Genomic DNA, 19,299 nt, shown 5'->3' on the forward strand with positions numbered 1-19,299 from the left:
TAAACGCCCCAACTTTCCGCCCATCCCCATCAATTCCTGATCCTGTGAGCCGGGTCCGAACCCGATGACCGACCCCCGCATTCTGGTGCTGATTCCCGCCCGCATGGCGGCCACGCGCCTGCCCGGCAAACCGCTATTGGACATTGCCGGCCTGCCGATGATCGTCCATGTACTGCGCCGGGCCTGCGAGGCCGGCATCGGCCGGGTGGCGGTCGCCACCGACACGCCGGAGATCGCCGCCGCCGTGACAACCCATGGCGGTGAAGTGGTCATGACACGCGCCGATCACCCCTCCGGATCGGACCGGATCCACGAGGCGCTGGGCAAGCTCGATCCCCAAGGCGAGGCCGAAATCGTCGTCAACCTGCAGGGCGATTTCCCGACCATCCGCCCCGACAACATCCGCAGCGTGCTGGCGCCGCTGGCCGATCCCGCGGTCGATATCGCCACCCTGGCCGCCCGGATCCACACCGAGGAAGAGGCCACCAATCCGAATGTGGTGAAAGCGGTCGGCTCGCCGATCAGCTCGGTGCGGCTGCGCGCGCTGTATTTTACCCGTGCCACGGCGCCCTGGGGCGATGGGCCGCGCTATCATCATATCGGCCTCTATGCCTATCGCCGGGCGGCGCTGGAGCGTTTCGTGTCGCTGCCTCCCTCCCCGCTCGAGCAGCAGGAGAGACTCGAGCAGTTGCGGGCGCTGGAGGCCGGCATGCGGATCGATATCGGCATCGTCGACACGGTGCCGCGCGGCGTCGATACGCCGGCCGATCTCGAAACCGCCCGCCGCATACTGGCTGACGCTGGCAAAAGCCTGAACGGCTGATACAAGGCCCCCAGGAAAACATCATGACCAAAAAGCTGAAAATTGCCTTCCAGGGCGAGCCGGGCGCCAATTCCCACATCGCCATCGTCGAAGCCTATCCCGACGCCGAGCCATTGCCCTGCCCGACCTTCGAGGACGCGCTGGCCGCGATCGCCTCCGGGGAAGCCGACCTCGGCATGATCCCGATCGAGAACTCGGTCGCCGGACGCGTCGCCGACATCCATCATCTGCTGCCGCAATCCGGCCTGTTCATCGTCGGGGAATACTTCCTGCCGATCCACCACCAGATGATGGCGCCGCGCGGCGCCAAGCTCTCCGACATCAAGACGGTGGAGAGCCACGTCCACGCGCTCGGCCAATGCCGCAACATCATCCGCAAGCTCAAGATCAAGCCGATCGTCTCGGGCGATACCGCAGGAAGCGCCCGCATCGTCGCCGAGCGCGGCGACAAGAGCTGCGCCTCGATCGCCTCGAGGCTCGCCGCCGATATCTACGGCCTCGATATCCTCGCCGAAGACGTCGAGGACGAGACCCACAACACCACACGCTTCGTGGTGCTGGCGCGCGAAGCGGCCTGGGCCAAACAGGGATCGGGACCGCTGGTTACGAGTTTCGTGTTCCGGGTGCGCAACCTGCCCGCCGCGCTCTACAAGGCGCTGGGCGGCTTTGCCACCAACGGCGTCAACATGACGAAATTGGAAAGCTACATGGTCGACGGCAATTTCTTCGCCACGCAATTCTATGCCGACGTCGACGGCCATCCCGAGGACCGGGGGCTGGCGTTCGCGCTGGAGGAGCTGAAATTCTTCTCGCGCGAATTCAGGATCGTCGGGGTTTATCCGGGCCATCCGTTCCGCGCGACGTTCAGTGAGAAGGCGGAGTGAATTAACCGCGGGATTTCTCCGCACGTCGTCCCGGCCTTGAGCCGGGACCCATACCGCGTGATGCATCAATAAGGCGCTGTGGCTGACGCCTACCGCAACAATTTGCAGCGGTGGTTGATGGGGTGGACGGCCCCCTACGGCATCAGTTGTGCCAGAATGAGGTTGTTGCAAATCTCAGACAAAGGAGCCGTCCGTGGAACAGATTATCCGAATTGGCATGGATACGTCGAAGCATATTTTCCAGCTGCATGGGGTTGATGCGACCGAACGGCCGGTGTTGCGCAGGCGGCTCGGCCGGGCGCAAATGGTGGCATTTTTTACCAAGCAGCCGCCGACCGTGATCGGGATCGAGGCCTGCGGTGCGGCGCATTATTGGGCGCGCGAGCTTGGCAAGCTCGGCCACGAGGTGAAGCTGATCGCGCCGCAACACGTGAAGCCTTACGTCAGGCGGAACAAGAACGACGGGCGAGATGCCGAGGGGCTGTGTGAAGCGATGGGCCGACCGACGATGCGGTTTGTGCCAGTGAAGACGGCCGAGCAGCAGGCAGCTTTGATGCTGGCAGGTCTCCGCGAGCAGATGGTCGCCCGTCGCACCCAGCTCAGCAATATGATCCGGGGCTATGCGGCAGAGTTCGGCCTTGCGGTGGCCAAGGGCCTCGACAAGATCGAACCGCTTTTAGCTGGCATCGCGCAAGATGACAGCGTGCCGGCGCTGGCGCGCGAGTCGTTTGCGGTCCAGGGCCGCGAGTACGCGCAGTTGCAGGGAGAGTTGAAGGCAATCGAAGCCAGGCTGAGGGCCTGGCACCGCGGCAATGCCGATAGCCGGCGCTTGGCGAAGATTCCAGGAGTCGGGCCGATCGGCGCCACGGCGCTGGTGATGAAGACGCCTGATCCGCGTGCCTTCTCCTCGGGCCGGCATTTTGCGGCCTGGCTCGGACTGACCCCGAAAGACCACTCCACTGCCGGCAAAACCCGGCTCGGCAAGATCACCCGTGCCGGCGATGAGAGGTTGCGCAGCGTGCTGGTGGCAGGAGCGACCGCCGTGATTCAGCAGGCGAAGTACGGCCGTGGCCATCCATCGCCCTGGCTGATCGCTTTGCTCAAGCGCAAGCCGCCAAAACTCGCGGCGGTGGCGCTCGCCAACAAGATTGCCCGCATCGCCTGGAAACTGATGGTTACGGGGGATAATTACGACGGCGCGCGGATGTCTGAGGCATCGGCGTCAGCCGCCTAAGAGATCAGCCGGTAAGTTCGTCTTATCGGCTGAGCCGGAGCTGCAAGAGGAGCAGATGGTAGGATCGATCGATCCGAGGTGCGAGACAATCCGTGGGACCCATTGGCCCAAGACAGGTCGTGTGGTTGTTTGGAACTCGCGTCGCGGAAGCCATCTTGGCCAGCGGTCCAAGCGACCGCACCAACAGGCCGGACATATGGATGCAAGCGATCCGATCAGACCTCAAAAAACTCTTGTGGCACGGGGGCCGTCCACATATGGGTCCCGGCTCGCGCTTCGCTTGGCCGGGACGACGAGTGTGTTACGCCGCCGCCATTTTCCTCAGCCCGAACGCATCCGCCAGCAGGCTGTAGGATTTTTTCCGCGCGTCGTGGTCGTAGACGGCGGTGATGACCATCAGCTCGTCGGCCTGGCTCGCGTCGATCATCGGCTGCAGCTGTTGCAGCACCGTGGCCGGACTGCCGACGAACAGCCGCGAGCGGTTGCGGGCGATCGAGGCGCGCTCGGAGTCGGTGTAGGGATAGGCCAAGGCTTCTTCGACGCTCGGCAGCGGCAGATACTGGCCGCGGTCGCGGCGCAGGCGGTTGAGATCCATCGACGACGCCAGCTTTTCGGCTTCCGCATCGGTCTCGGCCGCTACCACGGCGACGGCGAGAATGCCGTGCGGCGCCGCGCGCCAGCCCGACGGCTTGAAGTGGGTGCGGTAATTCATCATCGCTTCGACGGCGTCATGGGAGGCAAAGTGGTGCGCGAACGCAAAACCCATCCCGATCTGCGCCGACAGCTCCGATGAGTAATCGCTGGAGCCGAGCAGCCAGATCGGCGGCAGCGGGCTGTCGTCCGGCATCGCCACCACATTGTTGTAGGGATGGCCGGGCGGAAAATCGCGGGTCTCCCACAGGATCAATTCATGCAGCCGCTCGAGGAAGTCGTCGCCCTCGCGGCGGTCGAGCCGGCTGCGCAGCGCATGCGCGGTGGCGCCGTCGGTGCCGGGCGCGCGGCCGAGGCCGAGATCGATGCGGCCGGGAAACAGCGCCTCCAGCATCTTGAAGCGCTCGGCCACCACCAGCGGCGCGTGGTTGGGCAGCATCACGCCGCCGGAGCCGACCCGGATGTGCCTGGTCACCGCCGCGATCTGCCCGATCATCAGGTCGGGCGCCGGGCTCGCCACCGATGCAAGATTGTGGTGTTCGGCCAGCCAGTAGCGGACGTAGCCGAGGCCATCGGCGTGGCGCGCCAGGTCGATGCTGTTGCGCAAGGCCGCCGCGGGCTTCGTGCCGGTGGTGACGACGGAGAGATCGAGGATCGAGAGCGGAATCATGAAGGTAAACTAGTGCGCCTGATCGGGCCGACAAAGGCCCTTGCCGCGCAGATCAGGCGCGCGCCGGCAGACATCCGCGACGGTAGCCTGGACATGGAAAGTGGGCCAATTTGCCAGATAGAAACACATACTATGTTCTGCCCACCATATAGCTCTGGGATGGCGCGGCACCCGGACCCGCCGAAACTTGATGAAATGTCCGATTTTATGGTATTTATCCGAAATTTTGGCCAATGAGGCGCTTCGCCCTCCATTGCCCACCAATTGAGTAGTGGAACAATAATTCCATACGAAATGCAAATATTGGGCTATTTCCCATCTGCGATGGGCTGTTTGAACGACCTTGTTTGGCTTATTTTAGCGTCTCGGCAGCTAAGCCGGCCGTTCCCGAAAGCTTCGAGTGGAGTTTGTGGTGCCATGACCGAGGTTACGCCCCCCGCGCCTGACGGGCACCGCGCGCTCAAATCGCCTGACATCTCCTTCGAGTTCTTCCCGCCGAAGACCGAGGAGATGGAGAAGAGCCTGTGGGAGACCATCAAGCGCCTGGCGCCGCTCACGCCGAATTTCGTGTCGGTAACCTATGGCGCCGGCGGATCGACCCGCGAGCGCACCCATTCCACCATCGCCCGCATCCTGGCGGAAACCGACCTGACGCCGGCGGCGCATCTGACCTGCGTCGGCGCCGCGCGCGGCGAGATCGACGAGATCGTCGGCCGCTACCATGACATCGGCGTCCGCCATATCGTCGCGCTGCGCGGCGATCCGCCCGGCGGCATCGGAACCGCCTACTCCAGCCATCCCGACGGCTACCAGACCTCGGCCGAACTCGTGGCCGGCATCAAGCGGCAGCACGGTGACATCGAGGTTTCGGTTTCCGCCTATCCGGAAAAACATCCGGAAAGCCACGACTTCGATGCCGACATCGATACGCTGAAGGCCAAGGTCGACGCCGGCGCGACGCGGGCTATTACGCAGGTGTTCTTCGACAACGACCTCTACTTCCGCTACCTCGACCGGGTTCGCGCGCGCGGCATCGCCATTCCGATCGTGCCCGGCATCATGCCGATGCACAATTTCAAGCAGGCCCGCAATTTCGTCACCCGCGCCGGAACGTCAGTGCCGGACTGGCTCGCGGAAAAATTCGAAGGCCTCGACGACGATGCGGAGACCCGCAAGCTGGTGGCGGCGACGGTTGCCGCCGGCCAGGTGCAAAACCTGGCCAAGCACGGCGTCGACACCTTCCACTTTTACACCATGAACCGCGCGGACCTCGTGTTCGCGATCTGCCATTTGCTCGGCATTCGCCCGCAGGGCGCACAGAAAGCCGCCTGATCCGATGACCGTACCCGTTTCCGAAAAGCGAACCGCTTTGCTCGCGGCTGCCCGCGAGCGCATCCTGGTGCTCGACGGCGCCATGGGCACCATGATCCAGGGCCTGCAATACGACGAGGCGGCGTTTCGCGGCGAACGCTTTGCGGATTTCCACCGCGACATCAGGGGCAATAACGACCTGTTGATCCTGACGCAGCCGAAAGCGATCGAGGACATCCACGCCGAATACTTGCGCGCCGGCGCCGACATCGTCGCCACCAACACCTTCTCCTCGACCTCGATCGCGCAGGCCGACTACGATATGTCGGACCTCGCCTATGAACTCAACCGGGACGGCGCGAAGCTGGCGCGCGCCGCTGCCGAGCGCGTGACCGCCGAAGACCGCAAACCGCGCTTCGTCGCCGGTGCGCTCGGCCCGACCAACCGCACCGCCTCGATCTCGCCCGACGTTTCCAATCCCGGCTACCGCGCCGTCACCTTCGACGACCTGCGCAAGGCCTATGGCGAACAGATCGACGGCCTGCTGGATGGCGGCGCCGACCTGCTGCTGGTCGAAACCATCTTCGATACGCTGAACGCCAAGGCAGCGCTGTATGCGATCGCGGAAATCGCCGAGGCGCGCGGCATCGACGTGCCGGTGATGATCTCCGGCACCATCACCGATAAGTCCGGCCGGCTGTTGTCGGGCCAGTTGCCGGAAGCGTTCTGGAATTCGGTGCGCCACGCCAAGCCGATCACGGTCGGCTTCAACTGCGCGCTCGGCGCCGAGGATCTGCGCGCCCATATCGCCGACATCGGCCGCGTCGCCGATACCCTGGTCTGCGCCTATCCCAACGCGGGCCTTCCCAACGAATTCGGCCAGTATGACGAGAGCCCGGAATATATGGCGCGGCTGATCGGCGAATTCGCTGCCAGCGGCCTCGTCAACATCGTCGGCGGCTGCTGCGGCACCACGCCGGCCCACATCGCCGCCATTGCGGCTGCCGTCGCGCCGCATAGGCCGCGCGTTGTCCCCGTGATCGAACCGCGGCTGCGGCTGTCGGGACTCGAGCCGTTCGAACTGACGCCCGCGATCCCCTTCGTCAATGTCGGCGAGCGCACCAATGTCACGGGCTCCGCCAAATTCCGTAAATTGATCACCGCGGGCGATTACACCGCAGCCCTGCAGGTGGCGCGCGACCAGGTCGAGAACGGCGCCCAGATCATCGACGTCAACATGGATGAGGGCCTGCTAGATTCCGAAGCCGCGATGGTGACGTTCCTCAACCTCGTCGCCGCCGAGCCCGACATCGCCCGCGTCCCGGTGATGGTCGATTCCTCGAAATTCGCCGTGATCGAAGCCGGCCTGAAATGCGTTCAGGGCAAGCCGGTGGTGAATTCGATCTCGATGAAGGAAGGCGAGGCAAAATTCATCCACGAGGCCCGGATCGCGCGGCGCCACGGCGCGGCCGTGGTGGTGATGGCGTTCGACGAGACCGGGCAAGCCGACACTTTCGTGCGCAAGACCGAGATCTGCAAGCGCGCCTACGACATCCTGGTGGGCCAGCTCGATTTCCCGCCGGAAGACATCATCTTCGATCCCAATATTTTCGCGATCGCCACGGGGCTCGAAGAGCACAACAATTACGGCGTCGACTTCATCGAGGCGACGCGCTGGATCCGCGCCAACCTGCCGCACGCCCATATCTCCGGCGGCGTCTCCAACCTGTCGTTCTCGTTCCGCGGCAACGAGCCGGTGCGCGAGGCGATGCATTCGGTGTTTCTGTACCACGCGATTCATGCCGGCATGGACATGGGCATCGTCAATGCCGGGCAGATGATCGTCTATGACGACATCGATCCCGAGCTGCGGCAGGTGTGCGAGGACGTCATTCTGAATCGCGACCCCGGCGCGTCGGAACGGCTGCTGCAGCTTGCGGAGAAATTCCGCGGCAAGGAGAAGCAGGCGAAAGAGCAGGACCTCGCCTGGCGCGAATGGCCGGTCGAAAAGCGGCTCAGCCACGCGCTGGTGCACGGCATCACCGAATTCATCGAGGCCGACACCGAGGCCGCCCGGCTGCTGGTCGAGCGCCCGCTCAACGTGATCGAAGGCCCGCTGATGGCCGGCATGAATATCGTCGGCGACCTGTTCGGCGACGGCAAGATGTTCCTGCCCCAGGTGGTGAAATCCGCCCGCGTGATGAAGCAGGCGGTCGCCTATCTGATGCCATTCATGGAAGAAGAGAAGGCGCGCAACCTCGCCAACGGCATCGAGGGCGACGGCCGCAACTCGGCCGGCAAGATCGTGCTCGCCACCGTCAAGGGCGACGTCCATGACATCGGCAAGAACATCGTCGGCATCGTGCTGCAATGTAACAATTTCGAGGTCATCGACCTCGGCGTGATGGTGCCGGCTTCGAAGATCATCGAGACCGCCAAGGCCGAAGGTGCCGACATCATCGGGCTGTCCGGCCTGATCACGCCATCGCTGGACGAGATGAGTTTCCTGGCCGGCGAGCTGGAACGGCAGGGCATGAAGGTGCCGCTGTTGATCGGCGGCGCCACCACCAGCCGCGTCCATACCGCGGTCAAGATCGACCCGAACTACAAGGGCGGCCCGGTGGTGCATGTCAACGACGCCAGCCGCGCCGTCGGCGTCGCCTCCTCGCTGCTGTCGCCGGAACGGCGCGAAGCCTATGCCGCCGAGGTGCGCGCGGATTATGCGAAAATTTCCGCGGCGCATTTCCGGGCGCAGGCCGACAAGAGGCGGCTGAAGCTGGCGGATGCCCGCGCCAACGCGATCACGATCGATTTTGCCAAGGCGCCGCCGAAGAAGCCGGCGTTCCTCGGCATCCGGAGCTTTGCCGAGTACGATCTCGCCGAATTGGCCTCCTACATCGACTGGACGCCGTTCTTCCAGACCTGGGAACTGACCGGGCGTTTCCCGGCGATTCTCGACGATCCCAAGGTCGGCGAAGTCGCGCGCTCGCTCTATGACGATGCCCGCAAGATGCTCGATCGCATCATCGCGGAGAAATGGTTCAAGGCACAGGCGACGATCGGCTTCTGGCCCGCCAACGCCGAAGGCGACGACATCGTGGTCTATGCCGACGACAGCCGCAAACAGCAGATTGCGACGTTCCACACCCTGCGCCAGCAACTGGAGAAGCGCGAAGGCCGCTTCAACTCGGCGCTGTCGGATTTCATCGCGCCGGCATCCTCGGGCGTGCCCGACTATATCGGCGCCTTCGTGGTCACCGCCGGGATCGGCGAGGACATCATCGCCGACCGCTTCAAGAACGCCAACGACGACTACTCCTCGATCCTGTGCAAGGCGCTGGCCGATCGTCTCGCCGAAGCCTTTGCCGAGCGGATGCATGCCCGCGTGCGCCGCGAGTTCTGGGGCTACGCGCCGGATGAGGCGCTTTCGCCGGAGCAACTGATCCTCGAACAGTACGTTGGGATTCGCCCGGCGCCGGGCTATCCGGCGCAGCCCGATCACACCGAGAAGGCGACGCTGTTCGCGCTGCTCGATGCCGAGAATACCGCCGGCGTGAAGCTGACGGAAAGCTATGCGATGTGGCCGGGCTCCTCGGTGTCCGGGCTCTATTTCAGCCACCCCGAAAGCTTCTATTTCGGCGTCGGCAAGATCGAGCGTGATCAGGTCGAGGATTACGCCGCGCGCAAGGGCTGGAGCGTGGCGGAAGCCGAGCGCTGGCTGGCGCCGGTGCTGAATTACATCCCGGCGCAGGATCAGTCCGAGCAGGATCGCCGCCTCAAAGAGGCGATGCCGACGCTGGCGCCGACCTCCGCCGAGCCCGCCAACGACGTGTCGTCGCATCCGCCCGGCTGCAACTGCGCAGTGCATCTGGCGTATCGCAAGAAGGCGGCACGGGCGTAGGTGGATTCTTGTTTCCCTTCTCCCCCTGTGGGAGAAGGTGGCGCGAAGCGCCGGATGAGGGGTCTCTATCCGCCGGCACGACGGCCGTTTCCATGGCCGCTGTGTCCCGGCCGACACGCGAATTTGTCCTGGGCGGAACAACCATGGGACCATGCGGAACACTGCTTCAACAGCGTCGGGCTTCATGAACGCGTCTTCAATTGGCCGCGACTACCAGAGGAGAGATCGATTCCTGGGCAGGGGGCGCCATGCAGAACATCGAACCGCTCGGGCACGCGCATATCACCACGAATGCGTTCGCGGAGCACACGCGGCTGGCGACCTGGCAGGAGATCTACGGCCGCGGCATCGCCAACGTCGATATCGAGCCGATCGGCGACAAGCCGTTTCACGCCGACGTCACCTTCAACCTGCTGCCCAATGTCAGCATCGCCGCCGGCTCGCGCTCGCCGGCGCATTACCGGGTGACGCGGGAGCTCGCCGGGCGCGGCCGTGACATCATCGCGCTCAGCATCCTGCGCAGCGGCGCCGCTTCCGCCACGCAGTTCGGCAACGAGCTGATCAGCGGCGTCGGCAGCGCCAGCGTGCTGGTGCCGACCGATCCCTCGACCTCGACGCTGTACACGGATGGCAGTTTCATCACGCTGGCGCTGTCGCGCAGCAGCCTCGCCGCACTGGTTCCGGACCTGTCGCAGGCCTTCGGGCGGCCGGTCCCGGGCAGCAGCACGGCGCTGCGGCTCCTGACCCGCTATCTCGAGGTGGTGCAGGCCGGCGACGAGCTGACCCATCCCCGCATCGGGCAGAGCGTGTCCGACCACATCATCGACCTGGCAGCTCTGGCGCTGGGCGCGCGCGGCGATTACGCCGAGATGGCGCGCGGGCGCGGCGCCAGGGCGGCGCGGCTCGGCGCCATGAAATCGGATATCCTGCGCGAGCTCGGCCGCGGCGAGCTGTCGGCCGACCTGATCGCGGCCCGTCACGGCATCTCGGCGCGCTATGTGCGAAAGCTGTTCGAGCAGGACGGCTCGTCGTTTTCCGCCTTCGTGCTGCACGAGCGGCTGGTCAAGGCCCATCGCATGCTGATCGACCGCCGCTGCAGCGGCATGAGCATCGCGCAGATCGTCTACGCCAGCGGCTTCGGCGACATCTCCTATTTCAACCGCGCCTTCCGCCGCCATTTCGGCGCCAAGCCCTCGGATTTCCGCGAGGCCGCGCGGCGGAGCTGGCGCGAGGGGTTGGAGTGAGGGCGGTTGTTCGTCATCACCGGGCTTGACCCGGTGATCCATCTTCTCAAGAGTCTTGTGAAGATTGATGGATGCGCGGGTCGGGCCCGCGCATGACAACGGCGCGGATTCCTCCATGAAATTCTTTTCCTTCTGGCGATCGCTGGCGAGTTTTCGCGTTCGGATCGCGCTCAATCTCAAGGGCCTGCCGGCCGAAATCGTGTTCGTCGATATCGACGCCGACGCGCACCGCGCCGACGACTACCGCAAGGTCAATCCGCAGATGGCGCTGCCGGCGCTGGTCGAGGACGACGGCACCACGCTGTTCCAGTCGCTCGCCATCATCGAATATCTCGACGAGACCCATCCCGCCCCGCCGCTGTTGCCGGCCGATCCGCGCGGCCGCGCGAGGGTGCGCGCGCTGGCGCTGATGGTCGCCTGCGAAGGCCATCCGCTGCTGGTGCCGCGGGTGCGGCGCTATCTCGATCACGAACTGAATTTGCGGGAGACCCAGCAAGCGGCGTGGCGGCGGCACTGGACGACGGAGACGCTGGCCGCGCTGGAAGCCATTCTCGCCAACGACAAGGCCACCGGCCGCTTCTGCCATGGCGACACGCCCACGCTCGCCGACATCTGCATGGTCGGCCACGTCAGCGTGGCGCTCACCCAGCAGATCGATCTTGCGCCCTGGCCCACCGTCAAGCGCATCTTCGAGACCGCGATGGCGCTGCCGGCATTTGCGAGCGCCCATCCGCTGGCCCAGCCGGATACGCCGGAGGCGATGCGGGTGAAGAAGTGAGGGTAGCGGGGCTTCTTACTTCCCCTCTCCCCTTGTGGGAATTTGTCGCAGGCGCTCGCTCGCTCCGTCATTCCGGGGCGATGCGTTAGCATCGAACCCGGAATCTCGAGATTCCGGGTTCACGCTTCGCGTGCCCCGGAATGACGGGAGGAGTTTTTCACCCCTTCGGCGGATCGAGCTTCTGCACGACTTCCCGGAACGGCTGCAGCGCCTCGCAACGCGCGGCGTGCGCCGTCAGCGCCGGATAGCGCGCCGCCGGGAACAGCGCCGGATGCGCCTCGCCGGTGAAGCGCAGCGCGCAGGCGACCATGATGTCGGCGTGGCCGATCCGCTCCCCGAACCAGAACGGCGTCGCCACCGCGGCGCGTTCCTTTTCCAGCAGGTCGAGCACGCCGCCGATCTGGGCCTGGCAGCGCTCGACCCACAGCTCCAGCTGATCCTTGCGCAGCACCCGCTCATAGATCAGGCTGACCGCCTTGTCGGCGAGCCCGCTTCCGAGCGCGCAGATCTTCAACGCATGGCGCCGCGCCTGACCATTTTCCGCGATCATCGCCTTTTCCGGCCCGACCAGCTCGTCGAGATAATCCAGCATCGCGCTGCTCTCGATCAGCACCTCGCCGTCGTCGAGCACGAGCGTCGGCACCCGCCGCAGCGGATTGAAGGCTGCGATCTTGTCGGCGTCGCCGAAGGTCGACCACGGCCGGTGCTCATAGGGCAGCCCGTAAAGCCGCAGCGCAATCGCCACGCGGCGGACGAAGGGGGAGTCGTATTGGCCGATCAGGATCATTTCTGCAGATACCTCTCTCATCGTCATGGCCGGACTTGATCCGGCCATCCACGTCTTTGCCTCACCTCAAAGTAAGTAAGACGTGGATCACCGGGTCAAGCCCGGTGATGACGGTCGGATGGATGCCCGGATCAAGTCCGGGCATGACGGCTGAATGCGTTGCAGCGCTCAGCTCCGCCGCGAAGCGCCTGCAAGACGCCGGTCCATCACCCTTGCGCCGCTTCCCGTTCCATGTCGCGGCCGGAGAGGTCCTCGCTTTGCATGTGGGCGTAGTCGCGCGCCATCTCCCGCATCAGGAATTTTGCCGGAACGTCGTGGAACGAGCCGTGATCGCAGACATATTGCATGTAGGTCCGCCCCTCGCCGTCGAAGGGATGCAGCAGCGCGTCGGTGTGGCCGTCGAAATCGAGCGGATGCACGCCGACCTTGGCGCACAGCGTGGCGTTGAAGGTCGGGGTGGCCTTGCGCCAGGCGCCGTCGACATGGACTTCGGTGTAGCCGTGCCAGGTGAAGATATCCGTGCCCATGCTCCGGCGCAGCTTCTCGGTCGTGAGGTGGTTGCGCACGTCGGCGAATCCGACACGGGCGGGAATGCCGTGGACGCGGCAGGCGGCGGCGTAAAGCGCCGCCTTGCCGACGCAATAGCCGACCCCGGCCGCCAGCACGCTGGAGGCCCGGAACGTCTCTGATGTGCGCATGTTGACGTAAGGGTTATAGCGGATGCCGTCGCGCACCGCTCTGTAGAGCAGGCTGGCCTTCTCGCGGTCGGAGGCGTCAGCCGCAGCGGCGGCGGCGGCGAAGCTTTGCACGGCCGGATGGTCGCTGTCGATATAGTCGCCGGGATCGGTGTAGAGGCGGCGGATCGTGTCGGGAAGGTCGGTCATGCCGCAAGTCTAGCAAGCGGGGGTCGGTTGGCAAATGGTGTTGCTAACTCCCTCGCCGCAACAGCGCCGGCACCCGCCGCAGCGGCTTGAACGGCGCGATCTTGTCGGCGTCGCCGAAGGTCGACCATGGCCGGTGCTCGTGGCCGAGCCTATCGCCACGCGGCGGACCAAGGGGGAGCCGTATTGGCCGATCAGGATCATGGGGGACTCGGAGCGCTATCCAACGACAAAGACCGTCGCAATGCTGTAGTTATCATCTGCATTTCGCAGCGCCATCTTATCGCTCAATATCTTGATAACAGCTTGAGGAGTCCGCACTTTCGAGGTCAAGACAAAAAGCTCTCGCAAGGGGATCTTGTTGTGAAACCCATCGCTTGAGAAGAAAAATCTATCACCGAGCATTAACGGAAAACTACCGGCGTCGATTTTCGGCTCTCCCTTGATGCCAAGCGCGCTCTCCAGAATGTTTTTACGCGGATAATCTTCGAATTGAGCTTTAGTTATCGCACCCGACGAGAGCAATCTTTGGGCTTCTGTATGATCGACCGTGAGCCTGCGAATGCCTGCATTGCGAGCAACCGATATTCGCGTGTCTCCGCAGTGTACAAACTCCATCAAGCCGCTTCGGAATATTGCTCCTGACAACGTTGTTGCCATTGTACGTATTTCGGGGCTCCGCTGTTGATACTCCCGTATCTGCGAATGAATGTGAAGCGCCACCGATTGAAGATCGACGTTTCGTTCCGAAGCCAGATCAACGAATGTCTCGACTGCCAGCATTGACGCAATTCTGCCGCCGGCATGCCCTCCCAACCCATCAGCCACGGCAACTACTAGGTTGGCAGCACCAAATTCCTTCAGTCCAATCGCATCCTGATTTTCAGGACGCGGCCCTGCGCTTGTCAGAGAATCTACTACGAAACGCATTAGCAGATTTCACCTAGAGTGTGAGCTAGCAGGGGGTGGAGGGACGTACGACTGACATGTATTGATCGCTCGAGATGAGAGACCGCCCTGCATACCTTTTCGTCGGAAGCGCGAAATTCAATCGCCAGACGCTTAGCAACGGGTTCGTCTAAGTCTGCGGAACATAGGCTTACAAACATTCGTTCAACGTACCAGCGATTGTGCGAGGTCCCCATCAATAACAGCGCCATTAGACACTCGACTTTCGCCGTGATTGGAACCGATGAAATAAGGGCGGAAAGACGATCGGCAATGCCGTCACAGGCGTCAAAGTTGAATCCGGACGACGCAACCCATTCCGCATACACAACCGCCAACCTACCGGCGTTATCAGGGGCCTGGCCGCAGAGCTCCTCTATACGTTCGAGACTCAACTTCCTAAGCAGGGATTTGCCGTCCTCGCTCGCCAGGTTATCCTCTACGAATTCTACAAACCGGCTCCATATGGCTGGCGTCATCGGTCCCGGCTTTTCTAAATGCTCGGCCAACTCCTTCGCCTGGTCGTTTTGTAAGGCGGGCGCCTTGGGATCTATTGATATTAGGGCATCTAAAAAAGCACGGACGGATTTGAACCTTCGGGCCGGATCAGTTCGGGTACATCCCAATAGAACTTGGGCGTAGTCGCCATCCTCCTTGATTTCTTGGCATGGTACCCGATCCTTCTGTCCAACAATGTCGTGGAGTATGCATCCCAAGGAATAGATGTCTGATTGGGCCGATGCGCGCCTCAAATCAGCAGTGATCTCTGGGGCTGTGTAATAGTCGGATCCCTTCGCCATTCCAGTGGTCGTTAATTTGGAGAGCGTCGAGTCTTTTTGAGAAATCAATCCGAAATCGCTCACTGCATAGAATTGGGAATCACCTTCTTGGAATCGGAGAATATTGTGTGGCTTTAAGTCTCGATGATAAATATCTAGGGAGTGGAGCTCTTCGAGAGCCGCAACAATATCACTAATAACCGAAATGAAATTACCGCCACACGTGCGATCCTTATCTAGGTCATCACCTAAGCTAGAAAGCGCAACTGGCATCAAGTAGTAGGGCTTATCACCCTCTAAATTTTCACCAACAACCGGAACAATGTTTCGGTGACGAAGGCCCTGCTGCATCTTAGCTTCACGAATGAATCGTTTTCTGACGTTACTGACCATCTCCTCCGAGAAATTCTGACTATTTGAGAACGTTTTTCGGGCAAATGGCATTCCCTTGTCGTCAGTAACCAAATCGACGACTCCGAAGCCTCCCGCACCGAGTTGTTTGACAAGTTTCACTGAAATACCTCGACAGCAGCCCCATTCTATTGCGCTTTTACCACATTACTTGTGTTAGATTGACTGTGTCCAAAGGGCTACCCCTCCCCCTCATCGCTCGCCAACAGCCCCTTCACCGCCCTCGCCCACCCCGCCAGCTTGCGCTCGCGCGTCGCAGCAGACATCGCCGGCTTGAAGCGGTGCTCCAGCCGCCAGTTGTCGGCAAACTTCGCCGGCTCGGGATAGACGCCGGCGGCGAGGCCGGCGAGATAGGCGGCGCCGAGCGCGGTGGTTTCCTGGATCATCGGGCGGTCGACCGGCGCGTCCAAGAGGTCGGCGAGGCGTTGCATGGTCCAGTCCGAGGCGGTCATGCCGCCGTCGACGCGGAGCACGACATGGGCCGCCTTGGCATCCGGCCAGTCGGCGCGCATCGCGGCCCACAAGTCAAACGTCTGGTAGCAGACGCTTTCGAGCGCGGCATGGGCGAGTTCGGCGGGACCGGTGTTGCGGGTCAGCCCGAACAGCGCGCCGCGCACCCGCGGATTCCAGTAGGGGGCGCCGAGGCCGACGAAGGCCGGCACCAGGTAGACCGACTGCATCGAATCGGACTTGTCGGCGAGCGGGCCGGTCTCCGAGGCCTGCCTGATGATGCCGAGCCCGTCGCGCAGCCACTGCACCGCGGAGCCGGCGACGAAGATCGAGCCTTCGAGCGCGTAGGTGCGCTGGCCGTTGAGCTGGTAGGCGATGGTGGTGAGCAGCTTGTTCTTCGAGTTAACCGGCGTGGCGCCGGTGTTGAGCAGCGCGAAACAGCCGGTGCCGTAGGTCGACTTCATCATGCCCGGCGCAAAGCAGGCCTGGCCGATGGTGGCGGCCTGCTGGTCGCCGGCGATGCCGGAAATCGCGATCGCGCCGCCAAACAATTCGGGCACGCTGTCGCCGAAATGGTGCGAGGAATCCTTCACCTCCGGCAACAGCGAGCGCGGCACCCGCAAAAGCTTCAGGAGGTCGTCGTCCCACTGCCCGGTGTGGATGTTGAACAGAAGCGTGCGCGAGGCGTTGGTGGCGTCGGTCGCGTGCGCCTTGCCGCCGGTCAGCCGCCACAGCAGATAGCAATCGACGGTGCCGAACAGCAGTTCGCCACGCTCGGCGCGCTCGCGGGCGCCGGGGACGTGATCGAGGATCCAGGCGACTTTGGTGCCGGAGAAATAGGGATCGACGATCAGGCCGGTCTTGCCTGTTATCGCCGGCTCATGGCCTTCGGCCTTCAATTTGGCGCAGATGTCGGCGGTGCGGCGATCCTGCCAGACGATGGCGCGGTGGATGGCCTGCCCGGTGGCGCGGTCCCACACCACGGTGGTCTCACGCTGGTTGGTGATGCCGATCGCGGCGATGTCCTTTGCCGTGACGCCGGCTTTCTTCAGCGCCTCGCGGCAGACCGCGATGGTCGAGGTCCAGATGTCCTCCGGCTCGTGCTCGACCCAGCCGGAGGCCGGAAAATGCTGCGGGAATTCCTGTTGCGCGGTCGCGGCGATCGAGATGTCGCCGCGAAACACGATGGCGCGCGAGGATGTGGTGCCCTGATCGATGGCCAGCACAAAGGACATGACGTTGCTTCCCGGCGGTTGGGTGGTGTTATAGGCAAGGCAAGCGGATTGGGGGTGGTTCGTCAATATGGGCGGGAGCGAGCGTGCTTCTTCACGAACGGCGCGCCCCCTCTCCCGCGCTTGCGGGGGAGGGTTGGGGTGGGGGCTCTTGCCGCAAAGGGATTCGCGGAGGCAGCCCCCACCTGCCTCGCTTTGCTCGGCACCCTCCCCCGCAAGCGGGAGAGGGAAGAGAGCTACACCGACGCGGTGGTAACCCCGCCGTCGACCACGATGGTCTGGCCGGTCATGAAGCTCGAGGCGTCGGAGCCGAGATAGGCGACGGCGCCGGCGATTTCGTCGGGTTCGCCGATCCGGCGCAAGGGCGTGGTGGCGCAGCGGCGCTTCAGGCGTTCTTCGTCTTCCCACAGCGCTTTCGCGAAATCGGTTTTGATCAGGCCCGGCGCGACGCAATTGACGCGCACGCCCTTCGGGCCCCATTCGCCGGCGAGGCTGCGGCACAGCGCGAAATCCGCCGCCTTGGAAATCCCGTAGGCGCCGATCACGGTGGAGCCACGCAGGCCGCCGATCGAGGAGATGATGACCACCGAGCCGTTGCCGCGCTCGGCCATCTGCGGGATCGCCAGCTGGCAGAGCCAGATGTTGCTCTTGACGTTGGAGTTCATGATCTTGTCGAAGGCCTCGTCCGTGATGTCGAGCAGCGGGCCGTAATAGGGATTGACCGCGGCGTTGCAGACCAGGATGTCGATCTTGCCGTAGTGCATGATGGCCCCCTTGATCAGCACCTCGACTTCCGCGCGATGCGAGATGTTGCAGGGGATGACGTGGGCGTCGCCGCCCGCCTTGCGGATGCCAGCAGCCACTTCCTGGCAGGCATCGATCTTGCGGCTGGAGATCACCACCTTGGCGCCGAGCTTCGCCAGCAGTTCGGCCGAGGAGCGGCCGATGCCGCGGCTCGAGCCGGTGACGACGGCGACCTTGCCGGTGAGATCGAACGGGGTGTTTTTCATCGTTTGATACCTCCCTGTTTTTTTCTCCTCGTCATTGCGAGGAGCAAAGCGACGAAGCAATCCATGCCCGAGCCCGCGGCCCTATGGATTGCTTCGCTTCGCTCGCAATGACGCTGAGGGGGCGCGTTGCTTGCTCCGACAGAGGCGATTGCCCCTTACACCAATCCCCCGCCGTCACTGACGCGGCGCAGGTGGTATTCGGTGTCGCCGAAGGTGTTCTCGATCATGGTCAGCCGCTTGAAGTAGTGGCCGATCCTGGCCTCCTGGGTCATGCCGATGCCGCCATGGAGCTGGATCGACTGCTGGCCGACGAATTTCGCCGACTTGCCGATCTGCACCTTGGCCGCGGCAACGGCGGTTGCGCGCTCCTTGGCGTTGTCGAAATCGGCCGCCATGGTCGCGAACATCGACATGCTGCGGGCCTGCTCGACGGCGACGAACATGTCGGCGGCGCGATGCTGCAGGGTCTGGAAGCTGCCGATCGCCACGCCGAACTGCTTTCGGGTCTTGAGATATTCGACGGTGGTCTTCAGCGATTCATCCATCGCGCCGACCGCTTCCGCGCACAGCGCGGTGCGGGCCTCGTCGACCACGCGCTCGATCAAGGCGAGGCCGTTCTCGGGGTCGCCGATCGCCGCGTCGGCGCCGACCTCGACGCCGGTGAAGGCGATGTCGGCCGCGTGCAGGCCGTCCTGGGTCGGATAGCCCTTTTTCGTGATGCCCTTGGCGTTGGCCGGCACCAGGAACACGCCGATGCCGGTCTTATCGCGCTGGCCGCCCTTGGTGCGCGCGGTCACCACGAAGCTGTCGGCGTTCTCGCCGTTGATGACGACGAACTTCTCGCCGTCGATCACCCAGCCGTCGCCCTTCTTCTTCGCCGTGGCGGTGACGTCGGAAAGGTCATAGCGCGAATTCTTCTCGAGCTGCGCAAAGGCAAAGGTCTTGCTGCCGTCGATGATGCCGGGAATATGCGCGGCCTTCTGCGCCGCCGAGCCGCCATGGCGCAGGAAGCCTCCCGCGATCACCACGGTCGGCAGATAGGGCTCCAGCACCATCGCCTTGCCGAGCGCCTCCATCACGATCATGGTCTCGACCGCGCCGGCGCCGAAGCCGCCGTCGGCTTCCGGGAACGGCAGGCCGAGCAGGCCCTGTTCGGCGAGCTTGCTCCAGACGGCCTTGCTCCAGCCGCCCTTCTCCGCCCTGTATTTCTTGCGCGCGTCGAAGTCGTAGGAGTCGTTCAACAGCCCGTCGACGCTTTCCTTGAGAAGCCGCTGCTCCTCGGACAGATCAAAATCCATGTTCTCT

General features: G+C 63.6%; 15 protein-coding genes and 1 pseudogene. 7 read left to right on the forward strand and 9 right to left on the reverse strand.

The window, feature by feature from the left end:
• Window positions 1–64 precede the first annotated feature (64 nt).
• The 3 genes from KMZ29_RS24130 to KMZ29_RS24140 all read left to right on the forward strand — a co-directional run bounded on the left by KMZ29_RS24130 (window position 65) and on the right by KMZ29_RS24140 (window position 2,941).
• Window positions 65–823 carry a 3-deoxy-manno-octulosonate cytidylyltransferase gene (locus tag KMZ29_RS24130; protein ID WP_215621524.1) on the forward strand — a complete coding sequence of 253 codons (759 nt, stop codon included), beginning with the start codon at window positions 65–67 and terminating at the stop codon, window positions 821–823.
• Window positions 824–846: 23 nt separating this feature from the next.
• Window positions 847–1,707, forward strand: a complete 861-nt coding sequence (locus KMZ29_RS24135) for a prephenate dehydratase (RefSeq protein ID WP_215621525.1) — start codon at window positions 847–849, stop codon at window positions 1,705–1,707.
• Between the two features lie 193 nt (window positions 1,708–1,900).
• On the forward strand, window positions 1,901–2,941 hold the full coding sequence (locus tag KMZ29_RS24140; protein ID WP_215621526.1) for an IS110 family RNA-guided transposase: 1,041 nt from the start codon (window positions 1,901–1,903) through the stop codon (window positions 2,939–2,941).
• A gap of 301 nt (window positions 2,942–3,242) precedes the next feature.
• On the opposite strand, the gene KMZ29_RS24145 is transcribed toward KMZ29_RS24140, so the two are convergent.
• Complete coding sequence (locus KMZ29_RS24145) at window positions 3,243–4,262, reverse strand: LLM class flavin-dependent oxidoreductase (protein ID WP_215621527.1); 1,020 nt, start codon at window positions 4,260–4,262, stop codon at window positions 3,243–3,245.
• 417 nt (window positions 4,263–4,679) lie between these two features.
• On the opposite strand from KMZ29_RS24145, the gene metF reads away from it, so the two are divergent.
• The 4 genes from metF to maiA all read left to right on the forward strand — a co-directional run bounded on the left by metF (window position 4,680) and on the right by maiA (window position 11,496).
• Complete coding sequence (metF, locus tag KMZ29_RS24150; protein ID WP_215621528.1) at window positions 4,680–5,594, forward strand: methylenetetrahydrofolate reductase [NAD(P)H]; 915 nt, start codon at window positions 4,680–4,682, stop codon at window positions 5,592–5,594.
• Between the two features lie 4 nt (window positions 5,595–5,598).
• Window positions 5,599–9,474 (forward strand): methionine synthase, encoded by a 3,876-nt coding sequence (gene metH, locus KMZ29_RS24155; RefSeq protein WP_215621529.1) that lies wholly within the window; start codon window positions 5,599–5,601, stop codon window positions 9,472–9,474.
• Window positions 9,475–9,722: 248 nt separating this feature from the next.
• A complete protein-coding gene (locus KMZ29_RS24160) occupies window positions 9,723–10,718 on the forward strand; it encodes an AraC family transcriptional regulator (RefSeq protein ID WP_215621530.1) in 996 nt (331 codons plus the stop codon).
• Window positions 10,719–10,833: 115 nt separating this feature from the next.
• Complete coding sequence (maiA, locus tag KMZ29_RS24165) at window positions 10,834–11,496, forward strand: maleylacetoacetate isomerase (RefSeq protein ID WP_215621531.1); 663 nt, start codon at window positions 10,834–10,836, stop codon at window positions 11,494–11,496.
• Window positions 11,497–11,653: 157 nt separating this feature from the next.
• Here maiA and KMZ29_RS24170 read toward each other — a convergent pair whose 3' ends face one another.
• From KMZ29_RS24170 to pimD, 8 genes and pseudogenes are all read right to left on the reverse strand, one after another.
• Complete coding sequence (locus KMZ29_RS24170; RefSeq protein WP_215624397.1) at window positions 11,654–12,283, reverse strand: glutathione S-transferase family protein; 630 nt, start codon at window positions 12,281–12,283, stop codon at window positions 11,654–11,656.
• Window positions 12,284–12,489: 206 nt separating this feature from the next.
• Window positions 12,490–13,167, reverse strand: coding sequence for a transglutaminase-like domain-containing protein (locus KMZ29_RS24175; protein WP_215621532.1), 678 nt, complete (start codon window positions 13,165–13,167; stop codon window positions 12,490–12,492).
• A 58-nt stretch (window positions 13,168–13,225) separates the two neighbouring features.
• Window positions 13,226–13,368: pseudogene (locus KMZ29_RS26820) on the reverse strand (glutathione S-transferase family protein); the annotation flags it as partial.
• 15 nt (window positions 13,369–13,383) lie between these two features.
• On the reverse strand, window positions 13,384–14,094 hold the full coding sequence (locus KMZ29_RS24180) for a PP2C family protein-serine/threonine phosphatase (RefSeq protein WP_215621533.1): 711 nt from the start codon (window positions 14,092–14,094) through the stop codon (window positions 13,384–13,386).
• Window positions 14,094–15,404 carry a serine/threonine protein kinase gene (locus tag KMZ29_RS24185; RefSeq protein WP_215621534.1) on the reverse strand — a complete coding sequence of 437 codons (1,311 nt, stop codon included), beginning with the start codon at window positions 15,402–15,404 and terminating at the stop codon, window positions 14,094–14,096. The genes KMZ29_RS24180 and KMZ29_RS24185 overlap by 1 nt, the downstream gene beginning before the upstream one ends.
• Before the next feature lie 77 nt (window positions 15,405–15,481).
• Window positions 15,482–16,987, reverse strand: coding sequence for a glycerol kinase GlpK (gene glpK, locus KMZ29_RS24190; RefSeq protein WP_215621535.1), 1,506 nt, complete (start codon window positions 16,985–16,987; stop codon window positions 15,482–15,484).
• A 233-nt stretch (window positions 16,988–17,220) separates the two neighbouring features.
• The gene (locus KMZ29_RS24195; protein ID WP_215621536.1) at window positions 17,221–17,994 is read right to left on the reverse strand and encodes an SDR family NAD(P)-dependent oxidoreductase; all 774 of its coding nucleotides are present in this window, start codon (window positions 17,992–17,994) and stop codon (window positions 17,221–17,223) included.
• A 155-nt stretch (window positions 17,995–18,149) separates the two neighbouring features.
• On the reverse strand, window positions 18,150–19,292 hold the full coding sequence (gene pimD, locus KMZ29_RS24200; RefSeq protein ID WP_215621537.1) for a pimeloyl-CoA dehydrogenase small subunit: 1,143 nt from the start codon (window positions 19,290–19,292) through the stop codon (window positions 18,150–18,152).
• Window positions 19,293–19,299 lie beyond the last annotated feature (7 nt).

The sequence above is a fragment of the Bradyrhizobium sediminis genome, from assembly GCF_018736085.1.
In the GTDB taxonomy this organism is placed as follows: Bacteria; Pseudomonadota; Alphaproteobacteria; order Rhizobiales; family Xanthobacteraceae; genus Bradyrhizobium; species Bradyrhizobium sediminis.